Origin of the sequence: Virgibacillus salinus (genome assembly GCF_900102415.1) — a bacterium.
Lineage (GTDB): Bacteria > Bacillota > Bacilli > Bacillales > Amphibacillaceae > Lentibacillus > Lentibacillus subterraneus.
Genome location: NZ_FNKD01000003.1, coordinates 287,880 through 312,022 on the forward strand (window position 1 = coordinate 287,880; position 24,143 = coordinate 312,022).

Below are 24,143 nucleotides of genomic sequence, written 5' to 3' on the forward strand. Positions count from 1 at the left end.
CAGAAGGAGGAGCTGAATCAGCAGAAGGAGGAGCTGAATCAACAGAAGGAGATGCTGAATCAACAGAAGGAGATGTTGAATCAACAGAAGGAAGAGCTGAATCAACAGAAGAGGGTGCTGAACTAACAGAACGGGTATCTGGATAAGCTGCACATCCTGTTACATAATCCAAATGACGATTAAGCTCGAAATTTGCGATAGAAATCTTTTTCAGGTATTGCATTCTATCCTAAAAACGAATATTATGTTACTTGTGATTATAATTATTCGGAAGTAAGGTGAACTCATTGGGAAATCTATTTAAACTAAAACAAAACACTACAACAATCCAAACAGAGTTTGTTGCAGGCATAACTACATTCTTAACAATGGTCTATATTGTTGTGGTAAATCCGGCAATCCTCTCTTCGGCAGGGGTACCATTTGATCAAGTATTTATGGCTACGGTCATTGCTGCAGTTGTTGGAACGGTATTCATGGCATTAGGTGCCAATTATCCAATTGCGATTGCGCCAGGTATGGGACTGAATGCTTATTTTGCCAGTGTTGTTGTATCTCAGGGGTTATCCTATCAGGTAGTATTTGGAACGGTATTTTTGGCAGGTATTCTCTTTGTTTTATTGAGTTTCACAAAGTTACGTGAAACGTTAATATGGGCAATACCACCTTCACTAAAATTTGGCATTACATCTGGAATAGGTTTATTCATAGCCTTTCTGGGTCTTAAGATGTCAGGTATTGTCGTACCAAATGAGGCAAACATGGTTGGTTTTGGTGATCTGCACCAGCCCATGACTCTATTAACTTTAGCTGGATTATTTATAACACTAATTCTAATGGCTCGAAATATTAAAGGTGCATTATTTCTAGGTATGCTGGCTACGGGTATCATCGCTTATTTTACCGGTCAGCTGGAATTCACAGAAGGTTTTACATCGCTTCCACCAATGCCAGTTTTCTTTGATATCGATATCGGTGGAGTTTTTGCCAACGGACTTTATACAGTTGTTTTCGCATTTTTACTGGTAACGATTTTTGATACAACTGGAACTATGATTGGGGTGGCAGAACAAGCAGGATTTATTAAAGATGGAAAAATGCCACGAGCAAAATCAGCACTATTAGCTGATGCTACGGCAACAACAGTAGGTTCAATGTTTGGGACAAGTCCTGCTTCAGCATATGTCGAATCTTCTTCTGGTGTTGCGGCAGGTGGTCGTACAGGCTTAACGGCATTGGTCATCGCTGGATTATTTACAATTTCCATTTTCTTCACACCGGTAGTAGGTGCGATAGCTGGACTACCTGCAATTACAGCTCCTGTATTAATTATTGTGGGATGTTTTATGATGGAAGGGCTGGCACGAATTGACTGGAAAACATTCGATGAAGCATTTCCAGCGTTTGCAATTATTTTAACAATGCCACTGACTTCCAGCATTGCAACAGGGATATCGATTGGATTTATAACGTATCCATTATTAAAATTAGTTACCGGGAAAGGAAAAGATGTCCACTGGATTTTATATTTCTTTGGAATAGTGTTCGTCTTGCAAATGATCTTTTTCCCTGCACATTAATTTAATAAATTTACATGGGGCTCTAGCGAATCATAGCTAGGGTCCTTTTAACTTTTGATGGATCTTGGCATCCGCTTGGGGAATCAACAGAAGGACAGTATGGAAATATGCTGCTTATATTTTTCTTATAAGTGTTGCGTGAGCAGTCAAATTAAAGTAGTTAAAAAGTTTCAATGTAGGGTACTACTAAAACGTTGCACAAATTGGAAAAAATTTAACTTGCATGACGTCTGACAACCTGCTAGAATCATTAATGGAAAACGTTATTGTAAGCAGTTACAACAACAGTTAAATAACTATAAGGGAGGCTGCATCCGTGGATATACTTCTCGGGTTTCTAGCAATCATCATCGTCCTCGGACTAGCATTTTTGATGTCCAACGATAAGAAAAACATTAATTATAAAGGCATCATCGTTATGTTAGGGTCGCAATTTTTAATAACGTGGTTTATGTTCGCTACAGAAATTGGACAGACAATTATAAACGGTATTTCGGCTGGATTTAATAAATTAATTGAATTTGGTATGGAAGGTATTAACTTTATACTTGGTGGGGTTGCACGTACAGAAGGTGGAAGCATTTTCTTCTTTGATGTCCTACTTCTAATTATCTTTTTCTCAACCATTCTGTCAGTGCTAACGTATTTAAGAATTTTGCCACCGATTATTAAGTATTTTGGCGGATTCTTATCAAAAATCACCGGGTTGCCAAAGGTGGAATCGTTTAATGCGGTGAACAGTATTTTCTTTGGACAATCTGAAGCATTACTAGCGATTAAATCTCAGTTTCATCACTTGGACAAGAATCGTTTATATATTGTAAGTGCGTCGGCAATGGGTTCAGTTTCAGCATCGATTGTTGGAGCATATATTCAGATTCTTCCTCCAGAATATGTACTCGTTGCATTACCTCTTAATATGTTTAGTGCATTGATGATTTCATCCGTTATTTCGCCTGTTAATGTGGCAGCGGAAGACGATCATGTTGATGTGAAAGATGTATCAAATGATAAAAGTATTTTTGAAGCAATGGGTAATGGTGCGCTTGATGGTGGTAAAATTGCTTTAATCGTTGCAGCAATGCTTGTTGCGTTTATCGCTTCACTAGAATTAGTAAATTGGATCATTCAATCAGTGTTTGCTGGAGTTACCTTACAGCAAATTCTAGGATATATTATAGCTCCGATCGGTATTTTAATGGGTATTGCGCCTGGTGAGGTTATAGAAGCTGGTGGAATAATGGGTACTAAGATTGTTACGAACGAATTTGTGGCTATGCTAGAGTTCGAAAAAATGCTAGGTAGCATGTCCGAGAAAACAATCGGAATCGTATCCGTATTTCTAACAAGCTTTGCCAACTTCTCATCCATTGGTATTATTGCGGGAACAGTACAGGCTATTGACAGCGAAAAAGCAGTCAAGGTTTCTGGCTTTGGAATGAAGCTATTAGTTGGTGCAACACTTGCGTCAATCTTATCTGCTACCGTAGCAGGAATATTCTTATAGGAATTATTTAGAAAAGCCACCAAGTTTGGGTGGCTTTCTTCTTTTATGGAGGCACTTTTCGTAAGTTTTATTGCTTTTTAATCATCCAGTTGAAAAAAGAAACCTACCAGTAAACTAGCAGGTTTCACCACTTCGTACATATTTTTTTTGTAAATAAAGCAGGCGCCATAGTAATGTAATCGCCCCAACACTTAATCCAATAATAATACCAACCCAATAACCAAACGGTTCTAATGCTGTATAATTCGCCAAAAGCCAGCCACTAGGTAATCCAATGACCCAATATGATACGAATGCCATAATGAGTGTCATATTAACATCTTTATAGCCACGTAATGCGCCTTGAATTGGCGCGCCGAATGCGTCTGCCAGCTGGAAGAAGATTGCATAATAGATAAATTGCTTCGTTAATTTAATTACTTCAGGGTTCGAGTTATAAAGTGCTGCAACCATGTCGTTGAATACATATAACACAAGTCCTGCAAATGCGGCGATAAAAATACCGCCACTAATTCCTATATAGCCATATGTTCGGGCATGGTCATAACGTTTGGCTCCGACTTCAAAACCAATCGCGATGGTCAAGGCAATGCCAACACTTAGTGGAATCATATATAGCATCGTGGCGAAGTTAATTGCAGCCTGATGAGCGGCAATTGTATATGTGCTGTAGACACTCATCAAAAGTGTGACAGCTGAAAAGATACTTGTCTCAAAAAAGATCGCAAAACCAATTGGGATTCCGATTGTAAGCTGCTCCCACCACGCTATCAGGGATGGAGAAACCCAATTTAATAAAATCCTGTAGCTGCGAAAAGGCTGAATTTTATGGATGATTCCTATTGCAATAACACAAACTAACCAATAAGTAATCGCGGTTGCAATACCAGAACCGATGCCACCAAAGGCAGGCACTCCAAGCTTGCCGAAAATAAAAATATAATTAAAGAATATATTTAATGGTAGTGAAATCAAAATGATAATCATGGAGACGCGAGTTTGACCAAGAGCATCAATAAAACAGCGTAATGTGTTGAAAATAAATAAGGGGACAATACCTGTACTTAAGGCAATAAGATAATATTTAGCTGTGTGTCGCACTTGAGATTCCAGGTCCATTGAATTCAGGATAGGGTTAAGTACAAATGCGCCCAGGACCACAATGATAAGTGCCAATGCAATAGACAAGTAAATACCCTGTTGAATTTTTTTGGATATTTCGCCCTCCGACTTTGCTCCGGTTAATTGCGCTATAATAGGAGTAATTGCGAGCAGGACTCCATTCACACCGGTGAAAATAGGTACCCAAAGACTGGATCCAATAGCAACACCAGCTAAATCAGCAGCACCAGCTTGCCCGGACATCACTGTATCAAAAAAATTCATTAAATACATACTTATTTGGGTAATAAGGATGGGTATTAATATGATATTAAATAGTTTTAATTTTTCTTTTAGTGTCGTTGTCTCATACATAATACTCTTCCTTTTTATATGTTTTTCGATTAGGATAGAGAAAGTGATTTTTATAATTATAAAAGCAATTATACAAGTTAAGTTAGCTTTATGAAAGAAAGGAGTTAATTCTGTGAGTACGAATCGAATTCTTTTTACAGGTGGAGGATCAGCTGGTCATGTGATCGTTAATCTTGCACTCATACCCATATTCCAAAAAGAAGGCTGGGAAATTGATTATATCGGTTCCAAAAGAGGAATTGAACGAAATCTGATTGAACAGCTTAAGGGTGTTACATATTATCCGATTTCAACAGGAAAATTACGTCGTTATATGTCTAAGGAAAACTTTAAAGATCCATTTAAAGTAATGAAAGGTACGATGCAGGCCTGGCGGATTATTGGTAAGCGAAACCCGTCCATTATTTTCTCAAAAGGCGGTTTTGTTTCTGTGCCAGTAATTATGGCAGCAAAGATGCGTGGCGTACCAGCTGTTATTCATGAATCAGACTTCACACCAGGACTCGCAAACAAGCTCGCTATTCCTTTTGCTAACAAAGTCTTGGCAACATTTCCTGAAACAATGAAATATCTTCCAGAGAAGAAGGCTGAATATGTGGGTGCCATTATTCGGGATGAGTTATTTCAGGGAAATAAGGATAAGGGCTTGGAGTTGTGCGGATTCTCTAAAGCAAAACCAGTTTTACTCATTATGGGTGGCAGTGGTGGCTCTGAAAAAATCAACAATACAGTACGAGCAAGCCTTGATGAGCTATTACCAGTATTTCAAATAGCACATATATGCGGGCAAGGTAAAACAGACACATCGATAAATCGTGATGGATATAAGCAATTTGAATATGTGAATGAAGTATTGAAGGATCTTTTTGCTGCAACTGATTTTGTCCTTTCACGAGCAGGGTCAAATGCTATTTTTGAGTTTTTGGCATTGCGAAAACCAATGATGCTTATCCCGTTATCAAAAGAAGCGAGCAGAGGAGACCAAATCATAAATGCGAAATCGTTTGTTGAAAAAAGATATGCTCGTGTAATGGAAGAAGAAGAACTAACAGAAGATTCGCTGGTGCATGAACTTTCTCAATTAAAAGAGCATGCCCCAATTATGATGGATAACATGAAAAATTATCAGAGCGAGAAAGCGCGAGACCGAGTGATTGAAATTATTAAGAACTCAGGTAAAAAGTGAACTATTCCAATAAGCAATGAGAAAATGTCCCCAAGCGCATCAGCTTTTCGGGGACATTTCACATTTAATTCATTAAACGGAAACCAGTTATAACGTGTTAGAAATTTAAATGTTATCGAATACTGTAGTATTTTCGACAATTAAGCAAATATATATAGCTAGAAGCCACTGACTTCCAATAATCATTGTTAATTGGGGATAAACGCTTTAAATACAGTTTGATAAAAAAAATGCAATTCCCTATCATAAAGAGTGTTGTCATTAACTTTCATCTTCACATCTCTTCTATATATGTATCCTTCAGCTGTTACATCATATACACATATTTTAATCACGTCCGTGTGACGTACTTTTACTTATTTTCGACAATACAAAAATAAAGGGGTAATTATTTTGAAGAAACTATTATTATTGTTTTCTGCTATTATTTTAGTAGGGATTCTCTCTGCTTGTGGAGGTTCCGATTCTAGTTCGGATTCAGAAGAAAAAATTGATAAGCTCGTGTTTGCAGATGCTGGCTGGAACAGTATCAAAGTGCATAATAGTATCGCACAAAAGATCATCGAGGAAGGCTATGGTATTGATACAGAAGTTACTGCTGGATCGACTGCAGCGACTTTGCAAGGGTTCATTGAAGGTGACATTGATGTTTATATGGAGATTTGGACAGATAATACTAAAGAAGTGTATGAAGAGGCGATTGAAGCTGGTGATATCGTAAAAACTTCTGTAAACTTTGACGATAATGTTCAAGGGTTATATGTACCAACATACGTAATAGAGGGTGATGAAGAACGCGGTATTGAACCAATGGCACCAGAGTTAAAAACCGTTGAAGATTTGAAAAATCATCCTGAATTATTTGCAGATCCAGCAGAACCTGATAAAGGTCGTTTGATAAATGCTCCAAGTGGTTGGGCTGTTGAAAAAACGATCACTCAAAAAATGGAAACATATGGCTTGAACGATACATTTGTAAACTTCAAGCCAGGCTCTGACGCAGCTATAGTAGCATCTTTAACTGACGCATATAATGCTGGAGAGCCTTGGGTAGGATATTATTGGTCACCAACTGCTGTGACTGCTAAATATGATTTAACATTATTGCAAGAACCAGAATTTGATCAGGATACATGGGATGAAACAAAAGGTACAGAGTTTCCTCCAAATGATGTTGTAACTGCAGTTCACAAAGATGTTCCTGGTCCGGCACCTGAGGTTGTAGAATTTCTTAAAAATTATGAAACTAGCAGTCCGTTAACTGAAGAAGCTTTAAGTTATATGGAATCTAAAGAAGATATTTCACCTGAAGCAGCAGCAATATGGTGGATGAACGAAAATGAAGATATTTGGACAAGTTGGGTCCCTGAAGACGTGGCCAAGAAAGTCAAAGATTCAATGGAGTAAAATCTCAAGCAGCTGGCGCCGGATTAAGGTCGGCTGCTTTTTCTAATTTAAAAGAAAGAGGTGGTACCTATGGGTGCTTTTCCTGGTATAACTACTAATCTTGGAGATTATGTTGCAGACTTAGTTAGATTTCTAGATGAATCATTAGAAGGCTTTTTCGATTTTATCTATCTATTTTCATCACAGATTATCAATGCAATTGAAGGCTTTTTACTGTGGATGCCTTGGTGGGTGTTTATTCTATTAATAGTAATACTTGGCTGGTATTTCAAGTCAATGGTATCTGGGGTTCTCTATGGTGCATTTGTATTCTTGATTGGTACATTCGGTTTATGGGAAGATTTGATGACTACTATAGCGATTGTTATGACAGCTGTTATCATTTCCTTGGCTGTAGGTATCCCATCAGGGGTATGGATGGCATTTAGTAAAGGATTTTCGACCGTAATGCGTCCTATTTTAGATGCGATGCAGACGATGCCGAGTTTCGTGTATTTAATCCCAGCAATATTTTTCTTTGGACTAGGGAATATATCGGCAATCTTTGCTACCTTAATTTATGCAGTTCCACCAGTAATCAGGCTTACAGAACTAGCAATTAGAAGTGTCGACAGAGAAGTTATTGAATCAGCACAATCTTTCGGATCTTCAAATTGGCAAATGCTTTTCAAAATTCAACTTCCACAAGCTCTGCCAACAATTATGGCTGGGGTAAACCAGACCACAATGATGGCATTGGCAATGGTTGTAATAGCATCAATGGTTGGTGCACAAGGTCTTGGTGAGCAAGTTCTCGTATCTATTAACCAAATCGATATTGCATTAGGTTTTGAAGCGGGTATTAGCATTGTATTTTTAGCGATTATAATTGACCGTATTACTGGTGGGGTAGCTGACAAGCTCCAGAAGCATAGGAGGGTAAGTTAATGTCTACTAAAATTAAACTTGAGCATGTATCAAAGATCTTTGGTTCGAAACCAAAGTCAATAATCCCTAAAATAAAAGCAGGTATGGAAAAAGATCAAATTCTTGCTGAAACGGGTCATACTGTAGGTGTTTACGACGCATCTATGGATATAAAAGAAGGCGAAATTTTTGTTATCATGGGGCTTTCAGGTAGTGGTAAATCAACATTAATTCGCTGCTTTAATTTATTAAATAAACCAACAGACGGATCAATCTTTATCGATGGGGAAGATATCGTTAAATTCAATGGTTCACAACTGAAGCATATTCGTCAGGAAAAGGTTGCAATGGTTTTCCAGCATTTTGGTCTTTTCAACCATCGGACCATTATGGCAAATGTTGAATACGGTCTGGAGATACGTAATATTTCTAAAGAGGAACGGCGAGAAATTGCACAGAAAAATATTGATATTGTCGGATTGAAAGGATATGAAGAAAAATATCCTGATGAGCTATCTGGTGGTATGCAACAGCGTGTAGGTTTGGCTCGCGCGCTTGCAAATGATCCTGATATTCTATTAATGGATGAACCATTCAGTGCACTTGACCCATTAATTCGCCGTGAAATGCAACTTGAATTGCTTGATATCCAAGACCGTTTGCAAAAGACAATCATTTTTATTACACATGACGTTAATGAGGCATTTAAATTGGGTGATCGTGTGGCGGTCATGAAAGATGGTAAGGTCAATCAAATAGGTACACCAGAGGAAATAATTGAAAAGCCTGCAAATGACTATATATCTGATTTTATAAAGGATATTGACCGTTCAAAAGTTTTCCAGGCTGAACATGTCATGATTAAACCGAATGCGCTAGTTTCCATGAAAGATGGCTTAAATGTTGCCAGAAAAGAAATGGAAGAGAACGGTATCTCCAGTGTATTTGTTGTGGATCGCCAACGTCATTTGAAAGGAATTGTGACAATTGATGATGCGATTTCAGGTTTAAAGGAGAAGAAATCGCTTGAAGATGTTCTGCGTCACGATGTTGCGATAGTACCAAAAGATGAATATGTAAATGATATTATTCCAAAAGCATTGGAATCAAGTTTTCCACTTGCAGTTATAAATGAGGAAGAAAAGCTCGTCGGATTTATTTTACGTGTACACGTGTTGTCCGGCTTAGTATCTAATGATGTGAAAGAGAGTGAAGAATATCATGGATGATTTGAAACCGACCCCTTTTTGTGAGGTCGGTTTCTTTTTAAAATCTACTATGGAGTTGTACCATGTCCTTTAAGGGTAAAGTCTATTTTAAAATCTACATTTATATCGGGAAACTTTTCACGCCATTCCTTATCTGTAAGTTTACCACCGTGTTTATTGATCCGATAGATAGTACCATACCCAAAAGGATCTGAATTTAACTCCTGTGAATTCTTGAAAAGCTGTTCATACTGTTTCTTAAAAATCTTTTTCACTTCTTCTTCAAAAATTTCTTTAGCCTTAGGTTTTTTCAGGTCTATTTCTTCTGATAACTCCAACATCGTTACATTAAAAGTAATTTCTGTCTGAAATTGCATATTCTGTTCATTTGTTATCTTTGATTTACTGTTACCTCTTAATACCTTCATTAGTGCATGTGCTGTATCTTCATCATTTTCATCCAACCTTTCACTTTTTAAATATTTTTTGAATGGCTGCATTGGAAGTTGTACTTCTAGAGTAGCATTTTCGATTGATTTGTTGAAAACATTGATTAATAAAGCATTACTTAATGGAACTTGTCCAACATATTTATCATCTTGAAATAAGGCAATAGCTGATAATGTGGGTGATTTTGTCGCAGTTGACAAAACAGGCAAGTATGGGTCATGCCCATTGTCGTAATAGGTTTGCAGAAAATCATGCAAGGTAACGCGCGGTATAATATTATCTTTTACATTTTGTTCGATTAATTCATATAAATATTTCCCCACGTGAACAGATGATCCTTCTTGGGTCTGTATAATTACATCTTTTGCGGTTGTCTCACTTAGTGCCAAATACATGGTATCCGACACCCTGGCATCACGTATTTGTGTATCTATATAACTTAATAGTCCCTTTTTAGCAGTTTCTTTTCCAAACATTTCAAGCCGTATTTGTCCGGGTGTTAATTTGAAGCTTGTTTTGTAATTTGCATTCTTACGGGCACCTTTAATGGTTCTACCCTCCCCAGAAACAATTGATGAAAGTTCTTGGTTTTGGGAGTCAAATTTATAAATTACTAAAGTCGTTTCTATTTTATTATCTTCTATTATGTCGACACCACGGGTATTAATAATTGCAAGGTCTTCAATAGATTTGGTTTGCACACAGCCAGTAAGAGAAGTAATTAATAACAATGACAAAACAACTAATTTTAAAATATTCCTCATCCAGATTCACTTTCCTTTTTCCTCTGCCATCGTTTTTTCAGTAATACAATTGGTAAGAGTATAAATGGATAGACATAAACAATCCAGAATCCAATTTTGGAAACAAACTCGGTTAGCTTAATGACTATATTATGACTGGACATTAAGGCAATAAGAATTAAGTAAATAAATGATGTTATAATTAATGTCTTTTTTTGTGGAACCTTGTACATACGTTTAATTCCATAAGTTATAGCCCACATTAGTAAAATCATATTTGGCAAAGCAACCATCATCCATTCGGCAACAACGATATAATCAAAACGCTCAACAAAAGGAAGAGAAACTATCTTAAATAAGGATAATACAGCCCATTCCAGCTCTTTCAATTGTCTCGCACTAAAGTAACCAATTGAAATGACGGTACCAATGAGTAGGAGTCCAAAAGACCAAAACGCACCAAAATAGGTAGGGAATTTAGCTCTTTCTTTGTTCTGAATAAATGGATAAATCAGTAACAGAATTTCAAAACCTGCAAAACTGTATGATGTAGCCCTTGCTCCTTTTAATAAATCGGGAAAAGATGCTTGGAAAAATGGCTGAAAGTGATCCAGTTCCATTCTTATAGCTGGCTCGTATAAAAGAAATAGAAGCCAGTGTGCAGAAAAAAAGAAAATAAACACGACACCAACAATTACTCGCAATCCCCCATAAATACAGTAAATTATTAGGGAAATAAGTAAAACACCGATGATAAGTGAACTTATTTCCGGAAAAATGAAGACTTGAACAACATCGATATACGTCAGAATTACGGATAACAATGCAGCAGCGAAATAAATTATATAAAATGTCCCCAATATTTTTCCCAGCCAATTACCAAAGATATCCACTTGTATTCCAAGAATATCTGCATTTTCATATTGATCTAATATGCGAAACATAACGAATAGTACAAGTAATAAATAACCGAACGCGATAATAATGGATATCCATGAATCCTGTTGTGCTTCAGTAAAAATATACATTGGAGCTCCCATTATCCCGACGCCTATTTGGATGGATGTGATAATGAAAAACAAGTAGAATGCTTGGATACGAAGGTTCTCTTTAATTTTAACGTTTATTTCCATAGAACTACCTACTCATCTATATCATGTTTTTTTATCGCCTCAGACTTTTTAAAACGAAATAAATCCTTTGGTCTCAATGACAGAAATCGTTTATATTGATAAGCATATGGTGGTCTAAACAACACTTTATTTAAGTCATCCCAACGGAATGGGTAAATGGGAGACAGGTATGGTTCGCCTAATGATTTAAGTTTTAATACATGTATTACTAAAAAACAGAGTCCGTACATAATGCCGATTAGACCAAACATTCCTGCAAGTATAATCATTGGGAAACGAATAACTCTTACTGTAGTTCCCATTTCATAACTTGGAGCAGTGAAAGATGCAAGTGCACTGAAGGCAATCACGATAATAAGAATGCTGCTGGTTAATCCTGCTTGTACCACAGCTTGCCCAATTATTACACCGCCCACAATACCAATTGTCTGACCGACTTTAGATGGCAGTCTCGCTCCTGCTTCCCGTAATAGTTCGATTAAAAATTCTAAAAATAATGCCTCAATTATCGGTGGAAATGGTACGATGGCTCTTGATTGCCCAATAGTTATAAGCTCCCGAGGTGGAATAAGTTCATAGTGATAGGTTACTGCTGCAACGTAAAGTGGTGTTAGAATAATTGAGATAAACATAGCAATGAAACGCAGAATTCGTAGAAAGGATCCGGCGTTCCAGCGCATATACATATCCTCTGTTGATTCCAAAAAACTAAATATAGTAGAGGGTGCCAAAATTGCTTGTGGATTATTATCAACTAACACACCTATTCGACCTTGTGAAACAGTGTAACTAAATCGATCTACAAGCTCGGTTAAGTAGTATTGTGGAAAAATAGTGGAGGAAGAGTCCTCAATAAGTTGAGCAAGTACATGGGTGTCATCAACTTTATCAAGGTCTAGATCCTGTAATCTTTGGCGCATTGTATTTATATGTTTATCGTTTACTATGGATTTCATATAAATTATTCGAACTTCTGTTTTAGCTCTCTTACCTATCATCAACTTTTCCAGTACAAGATCTGTAGACCTAATACTCCAGCGAATAACATTTAAATTTGTAATCAGTGATTCGCTGAAAGCTATCTGGGGGCCTAATACAACAGATTCATTTTCAGCCTTTGAAAGATCCCTTGATTCCTTTCTAACTAATAAATAGAAAACAGCTTTATCTTCGCCTTCTACATATACAAAAACGTTACCTATCAATAAATCCTCAAGTATTTCTTCAAGTGTATCTGTTGTAGAACCACCGCCTATAGGGATTTCGTTGAGTACGTTTGGGGTGTTCAACTCGCTAATATTCAATAATGGTTTTAATAAAAAGTTATCAAGTCTATCTGTTTTAACTTGATAGGATAAATAAAATACGCAAACTTTTTTCCCACCAATATCAAAAGTAGAAAAAATCAAATCTGGATTATTCTCAAATTTATCTTTTAGAAGCTTCTCAAGTTTATCAATTTTTATAGGGAATATAGATTTAGTTTGTGTGTTTCGATGACGGCGACTTTTTCTCATATGTACCTCCTGATGAATCAATTGCTGAATGTTAGTATGTGAAAAAACCGAATAGAATATTATAGCCATTGAAATATTTGAAAAGAGATGTGGCTGATTGTTGTCTTATCAATAGTAATTAACTTATGCCTTTTAATGTATACAGGACTTTTAGCAGGCAATAAGACTATAGTCTTATTTTTTAAAAAATTCAAAAATTTTATTGTTTGATCGTGTCGATTAGTGTAGAATGACCTTATTAGTCATAAGGGGTGAGTAAATGGGAGAATTTATTCGAAACTGCCGATTATGTAGAAAGCAAATGGAATCAGGCCCGTTTATGATGTGTACGAAATGTTTGGTCGAAAGTGATCGAATAAGAAGTTTTATAACAAAAAATCCATATGTTTCAGTCGAAGAGATTTCGTTGGCCACAAATGTTTCAGTGGAAAAGGTAGAACGAATGGTCGACCTTGGCGTTAATAAAAATAATTATAAAAGAAAAAGTAAACTTTATAACTTGTAGTAATTAGAAATTAAATTTTGAGAACTTTCCACTTTAAAGACGATTAATAATAGGATAGGATGTTTAGAACGTTTATTTTCAATGGTTGGATCTAATACGTAATTGATATAAACTGCGACACAGTGAAAATTTTCTTTTGCACCACTCCGGTACCAATGCAACATCTGCTCAAGCTAGCACTTTCGCAGTCTTACTAGCCATGGGCTCTCTCATCAGGGTTATGAGAACGCGAACACTGTTTAAATAGTGAGAAACGGTCACTCATATCGAAGTTATGATTCCCGGTTGAGTATTTTTCCATGTTACTTCACAGTTTATATCTAATCAGCAACATTAGAAAACTAGACATTCACCAATCCTTTTGGTGAATGCCTAGTTGCACTTATGCAGTAAGAAAGTAGTTATACTTTCTTTACTGCAAAATAAATCCGAACTTATTCGAATTCTATTTAAGAATTTTTGAATCATAGTTCGGTTTTTACTTTGAGTAAAACACTATTGTCCCGGCTTTTTATGAGTTTACGAGGTTGAAGCTTCTTTTATTCCTTCAACCCCGGATGCTAGTCGCTCATCAACAACTTTTGCATCTTCAATATGCTGAGTAATGACTTGTTTAATCGTATCAAACGAATCGTTTGTTTCCTCAATGTACCTTACCATTTCTTCTGTAAGTTCATTTTGATTATTTATATTTTGCAATACATCCTGTGTGTTTGATTTAACGGTCTTCACGATTGACGCCATTTGTTCTAGCATGTCGACTGTTTTGTTACTAATCTCTGTTGATGACCGCAATGTTTTCTGATTCTCATATGTGTCCTGTTCTGCTTCTTGGATTTTACGCTGAATCGTCGTTGTCACCTCATCAATGTGATGGGTGCTTTCTGCTGTGTTTTCTGCAAGTTTTCTAACCTCTGAGGCCACAACTGCAAAACCCTTACCATGTTCACCGGCGCGTGCAGCTTCAATAGATGCATTTAAGGCTAAAAGGTTTGTCTGATTTGCTATTTCACTTATTACTTGAACGACCTCCTTAATCGTATTAGAATGTTCTCCTAACTCTTGCATACTTCCGGCAGTCTTTGTCATCTGTGACTCTAAACGTGCCATAAGTTTTTGGTTTTGTTCCATAATTTCTTGATACTCCTCTGATTGCTTAGAGAGAGTGTCAGAGGATTCGACAAGTCCATTTCCCTTTTCAACTAAACGTTTGGAGTGTTCACTTGATTGTTGCCCACGTGTTTGAACTTCATCAAAGCGCTGTTTTATTCGAACTACTAAACCTTCCAAGTCATGGTGCTGGCCATTCACATGTTCGTGTTGGTTGATTGTATGTATTAAATCTTCTTCAAATTGGTTTAAAAAAAGTGAGCTATCCTTCTTAATTTGTGCTTTTTCCTGCTCCAATTTTTGTATCTTTTGATTTGCTGTGTTCAATTGTTCTTCGAGATTATTGCGCTTTTTTGTTTTACCTAACAAAGCTATTCCCCCTGCTGTATATGTTGGCTGTTTACTAAAAGATTGTTGCTTTTTCCAATTAATGACCACGTTAATTAGAATAAACTGCTACGTAATGTGGTGAAATATAATATAGTCCTATGACATCGCTACGGAAATACAGGGCGGCTGGAAAGCCTCCTCGTGATGCACTGCGGGGTCTCGCCGATGCCTTTTCCTCCCACAGGAGTCTCCGTGTATTTCCTACGCTGGATTTTGCTCACTATATCCTAATAGTTAACAAAATAAATATTATGACAGATAAACACAAGATTTTAACCATTTAAGCAGCAGTTGGAATATGCGAGACTTTTCTGTGGGAAAGAAATCCTAGAGACCACACAAAGAGTGTTCTTTGCGAGCGAGGCAGAGTAAGTACGCCACGTCTGCACTAGCACGTCCTATGCGTCGAAGGCTCGTGGTGAACCCACGGCAAACAAGACAATGTGAAAGTTTCAGCTTGAGCGGTGAAAGCGAGTATATTCCAGCTGTGTGGTTAGAGAGCCATACTAAATACTAAGAATTGTTATGAAATTCCAACAACCTTTTAGAAAACAGCCTATGTTTTTATATCGACGTCTCGATGTTTTGTCTGAAGAAAAAATAAAAAATATTTAAAAAAGTAATTGACTTTAAATTTTCTTAATACTATAATTATTGAGTATCTTAAAAAGAGAGGAGGTCATATCAATGGAAAATACAATGGATCTTTTAAAACAAAATTTTATATTTGGTGTGACCTTCTGGGCGGTAAAAAATAACTAGCTATAATATTTTTTTATAGTTATGAGGTCACGCATGTCTGTGGCCTTTTTGTATTATATGAGGGGTATGATTTATACCTTGAAAGCACATGCCACAGGCGTGTGTTTTTTTATTTGCTCAGAAGGCTGCTGTTAGAGAGAGAAGTAGGTGATTATATGTTTCAGGTTTTTAAGAAGTTGGATTGGTTTTTCAAACATTATTGGAGAAGGTATACGTTTGCAATTATTGCTTTAGTTATTTCGAGTGCAATCGGATTGATTCCGCCGAAGCTGGTTGGGTACGTTATCGATAGAATACAATTTGAAACGTTAACCATGCAATTATTAGTAATGATTGTTGCAGGCTATTTAATTTTAACAATCGTTCATTACGGAATTTCATTTTTATGGGATTATACGTTGTTTGGTGGAGCAGTCATTTTGGAGAGATGGACGCGTAGTAAGATGATGGATCATTTCCTGAAAATGACTCCAACGTTTTATGGGAAATACCGTACGGGTGACTTGATGGCACGTAGCACAAATGATCTTAAGACGATTAACCTTACGGCAGGATTTGGTGTTCTGACACTTGTAGATTCAAGCATATTTATGTTGATGATAGTTGGAATGATGGGGTTTACGATCAGTTGGAATTTAACCCTTGCTGCTCTGATTCCATTACCGATCATGGCGATTGTTATGAATAAATATGGTGCTGCCATCCATGCCCGTTTCACGAAGGCACAGGAAGCATTTAGCGAAATGAATAATGAAGTGCTTGAATCAATTCGTGGTGTTCGGGTGATTCGTGCATTTGTACAGGAAGAACAGGATGAGAAGCGGTTCTACTCCAGGACAAATGACGTTTATGAAAAGAACATAGAGGTAGCAAAAATTGATGCTTTATTTGAGCCGACAATGAAAATTCTCGTTGGCTTATCCTATACGATTGGGTTAGGATATGGAGCATTACTCGTATTTGAAAACAGGATTACGTTAGGTGATTTGGTAACGTTTAATGTTTATCTTGGTATGTTAATTTGGCCAATGTTTGCTGTGGGAGAACTAATAAACATATTACAGCGAGGAAATGCGTCGCTAGACAGAGTTAACAATACGTTGGATTATCAGGCCGATATTACAAATCCAGATTACCCTCAAACTGTTCGGGAAGTAAATACGATTGATTTTGATGCTGTATCTTTTTCCTACCCATCAACCAATAGTAATCAGTTAACCGATATTTCATTAAATGTGAAAAAAGGGCAGACGATTGGAGTTGTTGGTAAAACTGGAGCAGGTAAAACAACCCTATTTAAACTAATGCTTAGACAGTATCCAGGTTTAGTTGGGGCTATAAAAATGTCAGGAATTGATATAGATTCAATAGAGTTGGATGAGATTCGGTCATGGATTGGTTATGTACCACAAGATCAGATGATGTTTTCTAAGTCCATTCGTGAAAACATCCAATTTGGTAAAGAAGATGCAACAGATAAGGAAATATACCGTGTGATGGAGCTTGCGCATTTTCTGGAAGATATTAAGCAGCTTCCAAATGGGTTAAATACGCAAGTCGGTGAAAGCGGAGTCACTTTATCAGGTGGTCAAAAGCAAAGAGTTGCATTAGCACGTGCTTTTATTAAAGACCCGGAAATTTTAATATTGGATGACTCAATGTCTGCTGTTGATGGAAAAACAGAGGCAAAAATAATCGAGCATTTACGTGATGAACGTAAAAATAAAACAACATTTATTGCAGCACATCGTATGTCAGCTGTAACACATGCAGATCATATTATTGTGCTCGAGGATGGAAAAATTGCAGAAGAGGGAACACATGAGGAATTGATGAAGTTGAATGGCTGGTACAAGGAACAATACCAGCAGCAACAATTAGCAGACGACGGGGAGGTGCGTTCCTAATGAAATCAAAATCATCAACTGAAAAGCGACTATTTCAATATGCATTACATTTTAAGAAGGGTATTTTGATCGGTTTAGCTTGTCTGATCGTTGCTGTCGCACTTGAACTTGCTGGCCCTTTAATTGCAAAAACAGTAATTGATGAACATATCCTAGGGGTAGAAGGTAAATGGCAGAAGGTAGAAAACAATGATGATAAATATACGGTTGCTTATAATGATGAATTGTACAAACGAGCAGACCGGGTAGATAATACAGATCAGCAGATAGGAAGCGCTACCGTCTTTCAAGTGGGCCAAGATTACTATTTTATAAATGAAGCTGTTTCATTACAAGGTAAACGTAGTGTAGAGAATGAAACAATTACTATTACTACTGCTGATGATACCATGACATATAAAGGTGAAAAACTTTCATTGTCTGAAATATATCCATTTTTCAAGCCCGAACAAAGGCCAATTATATTTCTGTTGGTTTTATATATGGTATTGCTTGTTATTGCGGGGTTCTTTCAGTTTTACCAGACATTCTTATTGCAGAAATCATCCAATCAAATTGTACAAAAAATGCGTAATGATATATTTGCGCATACACAACGAATTCCAATTAACTACTATGTGGAGCAATCTGCTGGGAAGATTGTGGCACGGGTTACGAATGATACGGAAGCAATACGTGATTTGTACGAAAGAGTCTTATCAATTGTTGTAACAAGTATTATATACATGACAGGAATATTCGTCGCGTTATTTATTCTTGATGTAAAGTTAGCTGCAATGTGTTTAGTGCTTGTTCCCTTAATTATTGGATGGATGAAACTATATAAACACTATGGCACGAAATATAACAGGGTTGTTCGTGCGACGATTAGTGAGATTAATGGGAACATCAATGAGGCAATTCAGGGAATGCCAATTATTCAAGCGTTCAGCAGGGAGAAAAAAACGAAGGACGATTTCGAAGTATTGAATGAACGGCACTTTACTTATCAACGTAAACTGGTTAAGTTAAGTGCATTAACGTCATATAATCTTGTAACAGTTTTTCGTAACTTGGCATTTGTCGGCTTTATTTGGTATTTCGGTTCCTTTTCATTAGAACCAGGAAGTATTATTTCAATCGGGGTGCTTTATGCATTTGTTGATTATTTAACTAGGTTGTTTGAGCCGATGGAGGATATTGTCAATCAGCTTCCATTAATTGAACAGGCACGTGTTGCTGGAAACAGGGTATTTGAATTACTGGACCATGACGGTGAGAAGGTTATCAATGATAGTCTAGATCGATATCAAGGTAATATTTATTTTGATCACGTGTCGTTTGCATATAATGATGTTGATTATGTTTTAAACGATATTTCTTTTGAAATTAAATCAGGGGAAACAGCAGCATTTGTAGGACATACGGGATCTGGGAAAAGTTCGATTATGAATTTGCTTTTCCGTTTTTATGACCCGCAAAAAGGAACAATTAAAATTGATGGGCATTGTACACAGGAATGGTCACGACAACAAGTTAGAGGGCACATGGGTATTGTGCTCCAAGATCCATTTTTGTTTTCCGGAACAATCCTTTCAAATGTCACAATGAATGATCCTGGAATTACTCGAGCAAGCGCAATTAGGGCTTTAAAAGCCGTTGGAGCAGACCGTTTCATAGAAAAGCTACCAGATGGATATGATGAGAAGGTGACTGAAGGAGGTACGACTTATTCACTTGGTGAGCGTCAATTAATTTCCTTCGCTCGAGCACTCGCTTTCGATCCAGCGATTCTTATTTTGGATGAAGCAACAGCTAATATAGATACCGAGACAGAGACAATTATCCAAAATGCTTTGGAAGTTTTAAAACAGGGGAGAACCACACTTGTTATTGCACACCGTTTATCGACAATTCAGCAAGCAGATTCTATTTTTGTACTAGAAAATGGTACAATAAAAGAACAAGGTAATCATCATCAGCTTATTGGTGAAAGGGGCTTATATTATCATATGTACCGAATGCAACAAGGAAAGTCGAAACGAGCAGTCTAGTTATTCAGCTGTGTGAGGTGTGTTATGACAAAAGAAAGAAATGATCATGATGTGATTGATGAAGATCTATATGAAGAGTTTGACGAAGAAGAATTAAAGGAACTTGTGGAAATCGAGCGCCAAAAGGCATTAACAAAAGCACAGCAGGAAAAAGACCCAAAACCAAAGCGTCCATTTCCAAAGTGGGCGTTTTGGTTAATTGCACTTGTAATGCTATTTAATGTGGTGGCACTCCTTCCTAAAACGTTTTCGGTTCCTGCTGTTAACTTTTTAATAACATCAGCTAAATTGTCGACTCAGGATAATATCCAAACTTATAAAGAAGCAGTTGTTACGATCGAGACAGGTGATAGTAAAGGGACTGGTTTTGCAATCACAGCTGACGGGACAATCTTAACCAATCACCATGTAGTTGAAGGTAAAGATTCTGTTACGGTTGCTTTTCCCGAAGCAGGATTATTTTCAGCCGATATTGTAGATACATTTCCATCAGTCGATTTAGCAGTTCTGGATATAGCTGGCGAGAACCTGCCACATTTAAAATTAGCTGACAAGACAAATTTCCAGCCGAATGATCCGATTTATTTTATAGGTAATCCACTGAGTTTTAATGGAATAGCTAATAAAGGAACAATAATAGATTATACGTCATTAGGTAGTTGGGAAGAGCCGGTTTTAATGATAGATGCCCCAGTATACCGTGGGAATAGCGGAAGTCCGGTTATTAACCAGGATGGCGAAGTTATTGGAGTTGTTTTTGCAACATTGTTTCATGATACGCATGGGCGTGTAGGGCTTTTTGTGCCTATTGATTATTATTATGAACAAAACGATCAGTGATTTTCGTTTAAATTACAAAAATTGGTGCCTTATAGAGGCATCATTTTTTATTTAGCAGTCATTTACTACAAGATTATGCTAATAAGCCGTTATAATAGATAAGTAATGAATACTTAAACAAACTGTAATTATTTTGAGATAGCAACAGAGCAGCTAGTACGATAAGCTTAATCTAGGTAATTTTTATGCAAAAATATATAAAACAAAGATGGTGATTTCATCATGATAAATAATATATTGACTAAAAATGAAATGATATATAATAAATCCTTATTAACTACACCCAAAAAGCGCAATAATAAAACGAAATCTGTAATGACTGGGGGTGCTTCAGTCTAATGATGAGTCAGCCTGTAGAAGAAATGCCCCTTGATGAAATGATTGCCTCAGTCCAGCGAGGGGATCAAACGTTACAGAACTATCTTTTAAAGTCATATCAGCCGTTTATTGCCAAATGTGTTTCAGAAGTTTGCAAACGTTATATTGATCCACAAAAAGATGATGAATTCAGTATTGGTCTAGCTGCATTTAATGAAGCAATTTTATCTTATTCTCCTGATAAAGGCAGTTCTTTCCTCTCCTTTTCAAAGCTAGTTGTGAAGAGAAAAGTGATTGATTATATCCGGTATGTTCAAAGGACACCTGCTGCGATATCACTAGACGAAAGCTTTGATGAAGAGCAGATGGAAAATCCTACCGAGATTGTTGCTGTGAAAGAAATTTATCAGCAGGAACAAGAAGCGTGGCATCGCAGGGAAGAAATTATGGATTTTAAAGAGAAGCTGCGTGTCTATAAATTGTCATTGGTTGAACTGACAGAGGCTTCACCAAAGCATAAGGATGCACGGGAGTCAGCTGTTGCAGTAGCCAGAAAGCTTTATAATGATACTGACCTTCGGGAGTATGTGTACCAAAAGAAGAAACTGCCGATTAAGGATCTAGTAAAAATGGTGGATGTAAGTAAGAAAACGTTAGAAAGAAACAGGAAATTTATTTTGGCTATCTTTGTTGTTTTAGATGAAGATTATATGTATCTTAAGGAGTATCTTAAGGGGGTGGGTTAGTGAAAAAAGGAATCGTAATGGAAAAGCATCGCCACTATACAATTGTTATGCAAAAAGATGGTGCATTCCAGAAAGCTCTGCCAATTAAAGATGCTGATATTGGTGCTGAAGTTTTTTTTCAGCCAAAGGAAACAAAAATGAGTTCATTATTTTATCTATTTTCGAGCAAAAACAAAATAGTTCCTGTTCGCTTAATTGCAATGACTTGTATGTTATTTGTACTAATAATGCCTTTCTACTTTATAATGAATTCAAATGAAACATATGCATATGTTAACATTGATATCAATCCGAGTGTTGAACTAGAAGTTAATGAACAGCTAAAAGTACAATCAATTAATCCATTGAATGGTGACGCTGAAATTCTCATTAATAAGCTTTCCGAATATAAAGGTAAAGAATTAGAACATGTCATCGATAACATAATGAATACAAGTGAAAAGGCGGGCTTATTAAAAAATGGCAAAAATATGCTTGTCGGGGTCAGCTACATATTGGATTCACATAAAATATCGGTTGTTGATACAGTTGACAAGTACTTCTCAGACCATAATACGGACTGGAAAATAGCTACATTTAAAGTACCTAAAGAAATACGTATGCAGGCTAAGGAAAATAAACAGACAATGAATGAACTAATGGCAACATCACTTACCGAATCAAGTGAAACTCATGATGTTTCCAAGAAAGATAATATGGATCAAACAGAACCTGTGAATGATGAGGAAGAAGCAATGATTAATTCTTTTTATAATAAAAATCAAAATCATTCAGAATCCATTAAATCAAATAAGAGCAATAGTGATGAAACACAATCGTTAAATAAGAATGATCATGAAAAAAAAGGTAATATTAAACATCCAAGCGAGTTAAAAGAAAAAAATGGCGAAATTAATGCAAATAAGAAAAATGAAGGAAAAAATGCCCAAAAAGGTAAACTGAAAAAGGATACTGCTAAAGATAACAATCGTAAGGCTCGCGGGTATCAAAAAGATAAACATAAGAATCATGGCAATGGAAACCATTGGAGTAATGGTAATGATAAAGATAAAGGCAATAATAGACATAAAGGAAATAACGGCAATAATAGGAATAATAATGGAAGTAATGGAAATAAAGCAAATAATCATTAATTATAAGAATTAAATTGAAAATGCACCAGTATCTGGTGCATTTTCTTTATACTTCCATTACTGCTGCGGGAGTGTACTTCATAGCGTGGTCAATATAATATAGAAGGGTATCGTGTGATTCGACTACTTTTGTTTGATCAAGTGAGTAATGATAAGCGTGCAGGAAGATTTGGATTTTTTTGGATAACATGTCATCATTTGTGCGTACCATTAATACAAGCAGATCATCCCATTGTCCCCACAATGTATAATACAAGGCTTTATCATAATCAGGTATTTCCATTCTTTGCCCTCCTTTGATTGTAAAGGGTTATTTGTAGTTTCCCCGAATTACTTTTTTATTGTCTGCAACAAAAATGGTGTGCTTGCCAATTTGTGTTAAGAGAATAAATTCACCTTACTGTTACATACTAAAGGCAAAATAGTTAAGGAGGAAAAATAAAATGAAATGGAAACTTTTTAGCCTTTTAGTAGTAATATTGATAGCACTTGTAGCATGTCAGGGGAACAATGGAAATGAAGAAGGACAGAATGGCGATGGAAATAATGTGGAACAAACTCGTTATAATTCCACAGATAATATGAACAATGATCAAAATAAAGGAAATAACAACGGTAATGCTCAACAAAATGGTAATGATGAGTATGAGCTAGCAGAAAAAGCTGCAGATAAAATTTCCGATCAGGTTGAGGGAATTGACAATGCTTATGTACTAAAAACAGAGAATAACGCATATGTTGCTGCAGAATTAGATAATGGTAACGCTAATGGAAATAACACTGGCAATACTAATGAAATGAACAACGGTAATGGAGATAACATTAATAACACAAATGGCGAAAATAACGGACTCACGAATAATGGGAGTGCTAGAAAAAATGGAAACAACAATGGAGATCAGCTAACTGACGAGGTGAAGCAAGAAATCTCAAAAATAGTTAAGTCAGTCGATAATGATATTGACAATGTGTACGTTTCGACAAATCCTGATTTCTTTGATTTAGCCAATAACTATGCAGATGATGCAGGTAATGGTGATCCTGTTGAAGGTATATTTGATCAAATGGGTAATATGATTGAACGTATTTTCCCGCAAAACCAGGATTAACAATTTATAACTAACTTTTATATGACGAGTGCACACATATATGTGTGCACTCGTCTTTATTTAGTCAACATGTGCTATGAATTGATATATATTCAATTGGAATAAATGGTTGGTCTCATATGATAAAAGTGTAGCAAGTGTTGACTCACAATATAAGGCAGTATTTGCAAACTATGA

19 protein-coding genes are annotated in these 24,143 nt (G+C 36.5%); 13 read left to right on the plus strand and 6 right to left on the minus strand.

Translation table 11 applies throughout. The features are described from left to right. The first annotated feature begins 287 nt into the window (after positions 1–287). Together BLS02_RS13475 and BLS02_RS13480 are read left to right on the plus strand one after the other, a co-directional pair. Complete coding sequence (locus tag BLS02_RS13475) at positions 288–1,580, plus strand: NCS2 family permease (protein ID WP_092493546.1); 1,293 nt, start codon at positions 288–290, stop codon at positions 1,578–1,580. A gap of 316 nt (positions 1,581–1,896) precedes the next feature. Continuing rightward, positions 1,897–3,087, plus strand: a complete 1,191-nt coding sequence (locus tag BLS02_RS13480; protein WP_092493547.1) for a NupC/NupG family nucleoside CNT transporter — start codon at positions 1,897–1,899, stop codon at positions 3,085–3,087. A 114-nt stretch (positions 3,088–3,201) separates the two neighbouring features. Here BLS02_RS13480 and BLS02_RS13485 read toward each other — a convergent pair whose 3' ends face one another. Then, entirely contained in the window at positions 3,202–4,563 is a 1,362-nt protein-coding gene (locus tag BLS02_RS13485; RefSeq protein WP_092493548.1) for an MATE family efflux transporter, read from the minus strand. 112 nt (positions 4,564–4,675) lie between these two features. On the opposite strand from BLS02_RS13485, the gene BLS02_RS13490 reads away from it, so the two are divergent. The 4 genes from BLS02_RS13490 (at position 4,676) to BLS02_RS13505 (ending at position 9,291) form a co-directional block, all read left to right on the plus strand. Then, positions 4,676–5,749, plus strand: coding sequence for an undecaprenyldiphospho-muramoylpentapeptide beta-N-acetylglucosaminyltransferase (locus tag BLS02_RS13490; protein WP_092493549.1), 1,074 nt, complete (start codon positions 4,676–4,678; stop codon positions 5,747–5,749). Positions 5,750–6,142: 393 nt separating this feature from the next. Beyond that, complete coding sequence (locus BLS02_RS13495) at positions 6,143–7,156, plus strand: ABC transporter substrate-binding protein (RefSeq protein WP_368073018.1); 1,014 nt, start codon at positions 6,143–6,145, stop codon at positions 7,154–7,156. A 69-nt stretch (positions 7,157–7,225) separates the two neighbouring features. Continuing rightward, positions 7,226–8,083: an ABC transporter permease gene (locus tag BLS02_RS13500; RefSeq protein WP_092493551.1), complete on the plus strand. Its 858-nt coding sequence runs from the start codon at positions 7,226–7,228 to the stop codon at positions 8,081–8,083. Then, entirely contained in the window at positions 8,083–9,291 is a 1,209-nt protein-coding gene (locus BLS02_RS13505) for a quaternary amine ABC transporter ATP-binding protein (protein ID WP_092493552.1), read from the plus strand. Before BLS02_RS13500 ends, BLS02_RS13505 begins: the two co-directional genes overlap by 1 nt. 47 nt (positions 9,292–9,338) lie before the next feature. Here BLS02_RS13505 and BLS02_RS13510 read toward each other — a convergent pair whose 3' ends face one another. From BLS02_RS13510 to BLS02_RS13520, 3 genes are read right to left on the minus strand one after another with little or no spacing between them, the layout of a single operon-like run. Continuing rightward, entirely contained in the window at positions 9,339–10,484 is a 1,146-nt protein-coding gene (locus BLS02_RS13510) for a Ger(x)C family spore germination protein (protein ID WP_092493553.1), read from the minus strand. Beyond that, entirely contained in the window at positions 10,481–11,596 is a 1,116-nt protein-coding gene (locus BLS02_RS13515) for a GerAB/ArcD/ProY family transporter (protein ID WP_092493554.1), read from the minus strand. The genes BLS02_RS13510 and BLS02_RS13515 overlap by 4 nt, the downstream gene beginning before the upstream one ends. Before the next feature lie 8 nt (positions 11,597–11,604). Further along, positions 11,605–13,113 carry a spore germination protein gene (locus BLS02_RS13520; RefSeq protein WP_092493555.1) on the minus strand — a complete coding sequence of 503 codons (1,509 nt, stop codon included), beginning with the start codon at positions 13,111–13,113 and terminating at the stop codon, positions 11,605–11,607. A gap of 259 nt (positions 13,114–13,372) precedes the next feature. Between BLS02_RS13520 and BLS02_RS13525 the strand changes: the two genes are divergently transcribed. Further along, positions 13,373–13,618, plus strand: coding sequence for a hypothetical protein (locus tag BLS02_RS13525; RefSeq protein WP_092493556.1), 246 nt, complete (start codon positions 13,373–13,375; stop codon positions 13,616–13,618). Between the two features lie 519 nt (positions 13,619–14,137). On the opposite strand, the gene BLS02_RS13530 is transcribed toward BLS02_RS13525, so the two are convergent. Further along, positions 14,138–15,097 carry a methyl-accepting chemotaxis protein gene (locus tag BLS02_RS13530; RefSeq protein WP_092493557.1) on the minus strand — a complete coding sequence of 320 codons (960 nt, stop codon included), beginning with the start codon at positions 15,095–15,097 and terminating at the stop codon, positions 14,138–14,140. Between the two features lie 938 nt (positions 15,098–16,035). Between BLS02_RS13530 and BLS02_RS13535 the strand changes: the two genes are divergently transcribed. The 5 genes from BLS02_RS13535 (at position 16,036) to BLS02_RS13555 (ending at position 22,857) form a co-directional block, all read left to right on the plus strand. After that, positions 16,036–17,787, plus strand: a complete 1,752-nt coding sequence (locus BLS02_RS13535; RefSeq protein ID WP_092493558.1) for an ABC transporter ATP-binding protein — start codon at positions 16,036–16,038, stop codon at positions 17,785–17,787. Beyond that, the gene (locus BLS02_RS13540; protein WP_092493559.1) at positions 17,787–19,820 is read left to right on the plus strand and encodes an ABC transporter ATP-binding protein; all 2,034 of its coding nucleotides are present in this window, start codon (positions 17,787–17,789) and stop codon (positions 19,818–19,820) included. Before BLS02_RS13535 ends, BLS02_RS13540 begins: the two co-directional genes overlap by 1 nt. A gap of 24 nt (positions 19,821–19,844) precedes the next feature. Continuing rightward, positions 19,845–20,660 carry a S1C family serine protease gene (locus tag BLS02_RS13545; RefSeq protein WP_092493560.1) on the plus strand — a complete coding sequence of 272 codons (816 nt, stop codon included), beginning with the start codon at positions 19,845–19,847 and terminating at the stop codon, positions 20,658–20,660. A 338-nt stretch (positions 20,661–20,998) separates the two neighbouring features. Then, positions 20,999–21,724, plus strand: coding sequence for an RNA polymerase sigma factor SigI (gene sigI, locus BLS02_RS13550; protein ID WP_092493561.1), 726 nt, complete (start codon positions 20,999–21,001; stop codon positions 21,722–21,724). Continuing rightward, positions 21,724–22,857: an anti-sigma-I factor RsgI family protein gene (locus tag BLS02_RS13555; protein ID WP_092493562.1), complete on the plus strand. Its 1,134-nt coding sequence runs from the start codon at positions 21,724–21,726 to the stop codon at positions 22,855–22,857. Before sigI ends, BLS02_RS13555 begins: the two co-directional genes overlap by 1 nt. 46 nt (positions 22,858–22,903) lie before the next feature. Here the strand turns inward: BLS02_RS13555 and BLS02_RS13560 are convergent, their stop codons facing one another. Beyond that, positions 22,904–23,140: a YhdB family protein gene (locus BLS02_RS13560; protein WP_092493563.1), complete on the minus strand. Its 237-nt coding sequence runs from the start codon at positions 23,138–23,140 to the stop codon at positions 22,904–22,906. Positions 23,141–23,300: 160 nt separating this feature from the next. Here BLS02_RS13560 and BLS02_RS13565 point away from each other — a divergent pair, with 160 nt between their 5' ends. Next, positions 23,301–23,966 carry a YhcN/YlaJ family sporulation lipoprotein gene (locus BLS02_RS13565; RefSeq protein WP_092493564.1) on the plus strand — a complete coding sequence of 222 codons (666 nt, stop codon included), beginning with the start codon at positions 23,301–23,303 and terminating at the stop codon, positions 23,964–23,966. Positions 23,967–24,143: the final 177 nt, after the last annotated feature.

Excerpts from the sequence above, each read along its gene's own strand:
- BLS02_RS13485 (WP_092493548.1), bottom strand. The coding sequence starts at position 4,563 with ATGTATGAGACAACGACACTAAAAGAAAAATTAAAACTATTTAATATC.
- BLS02_RS13500 (WP_092493551.1), top strand. The coding sequence starts at position 7,226 with ATGGGTGCTTTTCCTGGTATAACTACTAATCTTGGAGATTATGTTGCA.
- BLS02_RS13505 (WP_092493552.1), top strand. The coding sequence starts at position 8,083 with ATGTCTACTAAAATTAAACTTGAGCATGTATCAAAGATCTTTGGTTCG.
- BLS02_RS13510 (WP_092493553.1), bottom strand. The coding sequence starts at position 10,484 with ATGAGGAATATTTTAAAATTAGTTGTTTTGTCATTGTTATTAATTACT.
- BLS02_RS13515 (WP_092493554.1), bottom strand. The coding sequence starts at position 11,596 with ATGGAAATAAACGTTAAAATTAAAGAGAACCTTCGTATCCAAGCATTC.
- BLS02_RS13520 (WP_092493555.1), bottom strand. The coding sequence starts at position 13,113 with ATGAGAAAAAGTCGCCGTCATCGAAACACACAAACTAAATCTATATTC.
- BLS02_RS13525 (WP_092493556.1), top strand. The coding sequence starts at position 13,373 with ATGGGAGAATTTATTCGAAACTGCCGATTATGTAGAAAGCAAATGGAA.
- BLS02_RS13535 (WP_092493558.1), top strand. The coding sequence starts at position 16,036 with ATGTTTCAGGTTTTTAAGAAGTTGGATTGGTTTTTCAAACATTATTGG.
- BLS02_RS13540 (WP_092493559.1), top strand. The coding sequence starts at position 17,787 with ATGAAATCAAAATCATCAACTGAAAAGCGACTATTTCAATATGCATTA.
- BLS02_RS13545 (WP_092493560.1), top strand. The coding sequence starts at position 19,845 with ATGACAAAAGAAAGAAATGATCATGATGTGATTGATGAAGATCTATAT.
- sigI (WP_092493561.1), top strand. The coding sequence starts at position 20,999 with ATGATGAGTCAGCCTGTAGAAGAAATGCCCCTTGATGAAATGATTGCC.
- BLS02_RS13560 (WP_092493563.1), bottom strand. The coding sequence starts at position 23,140 with ATGGAAATACCTGATTATGATAAAGCCTTGTATTATACATTGTGGGGA.
- BLS02_RS13565 (WP_092493564.1), top strand. The coding sequence starts at position 23,301 with ATGAAATGGAAACTTTTTAGCCTTTTAGTAGTAATATTGATAGCACTT.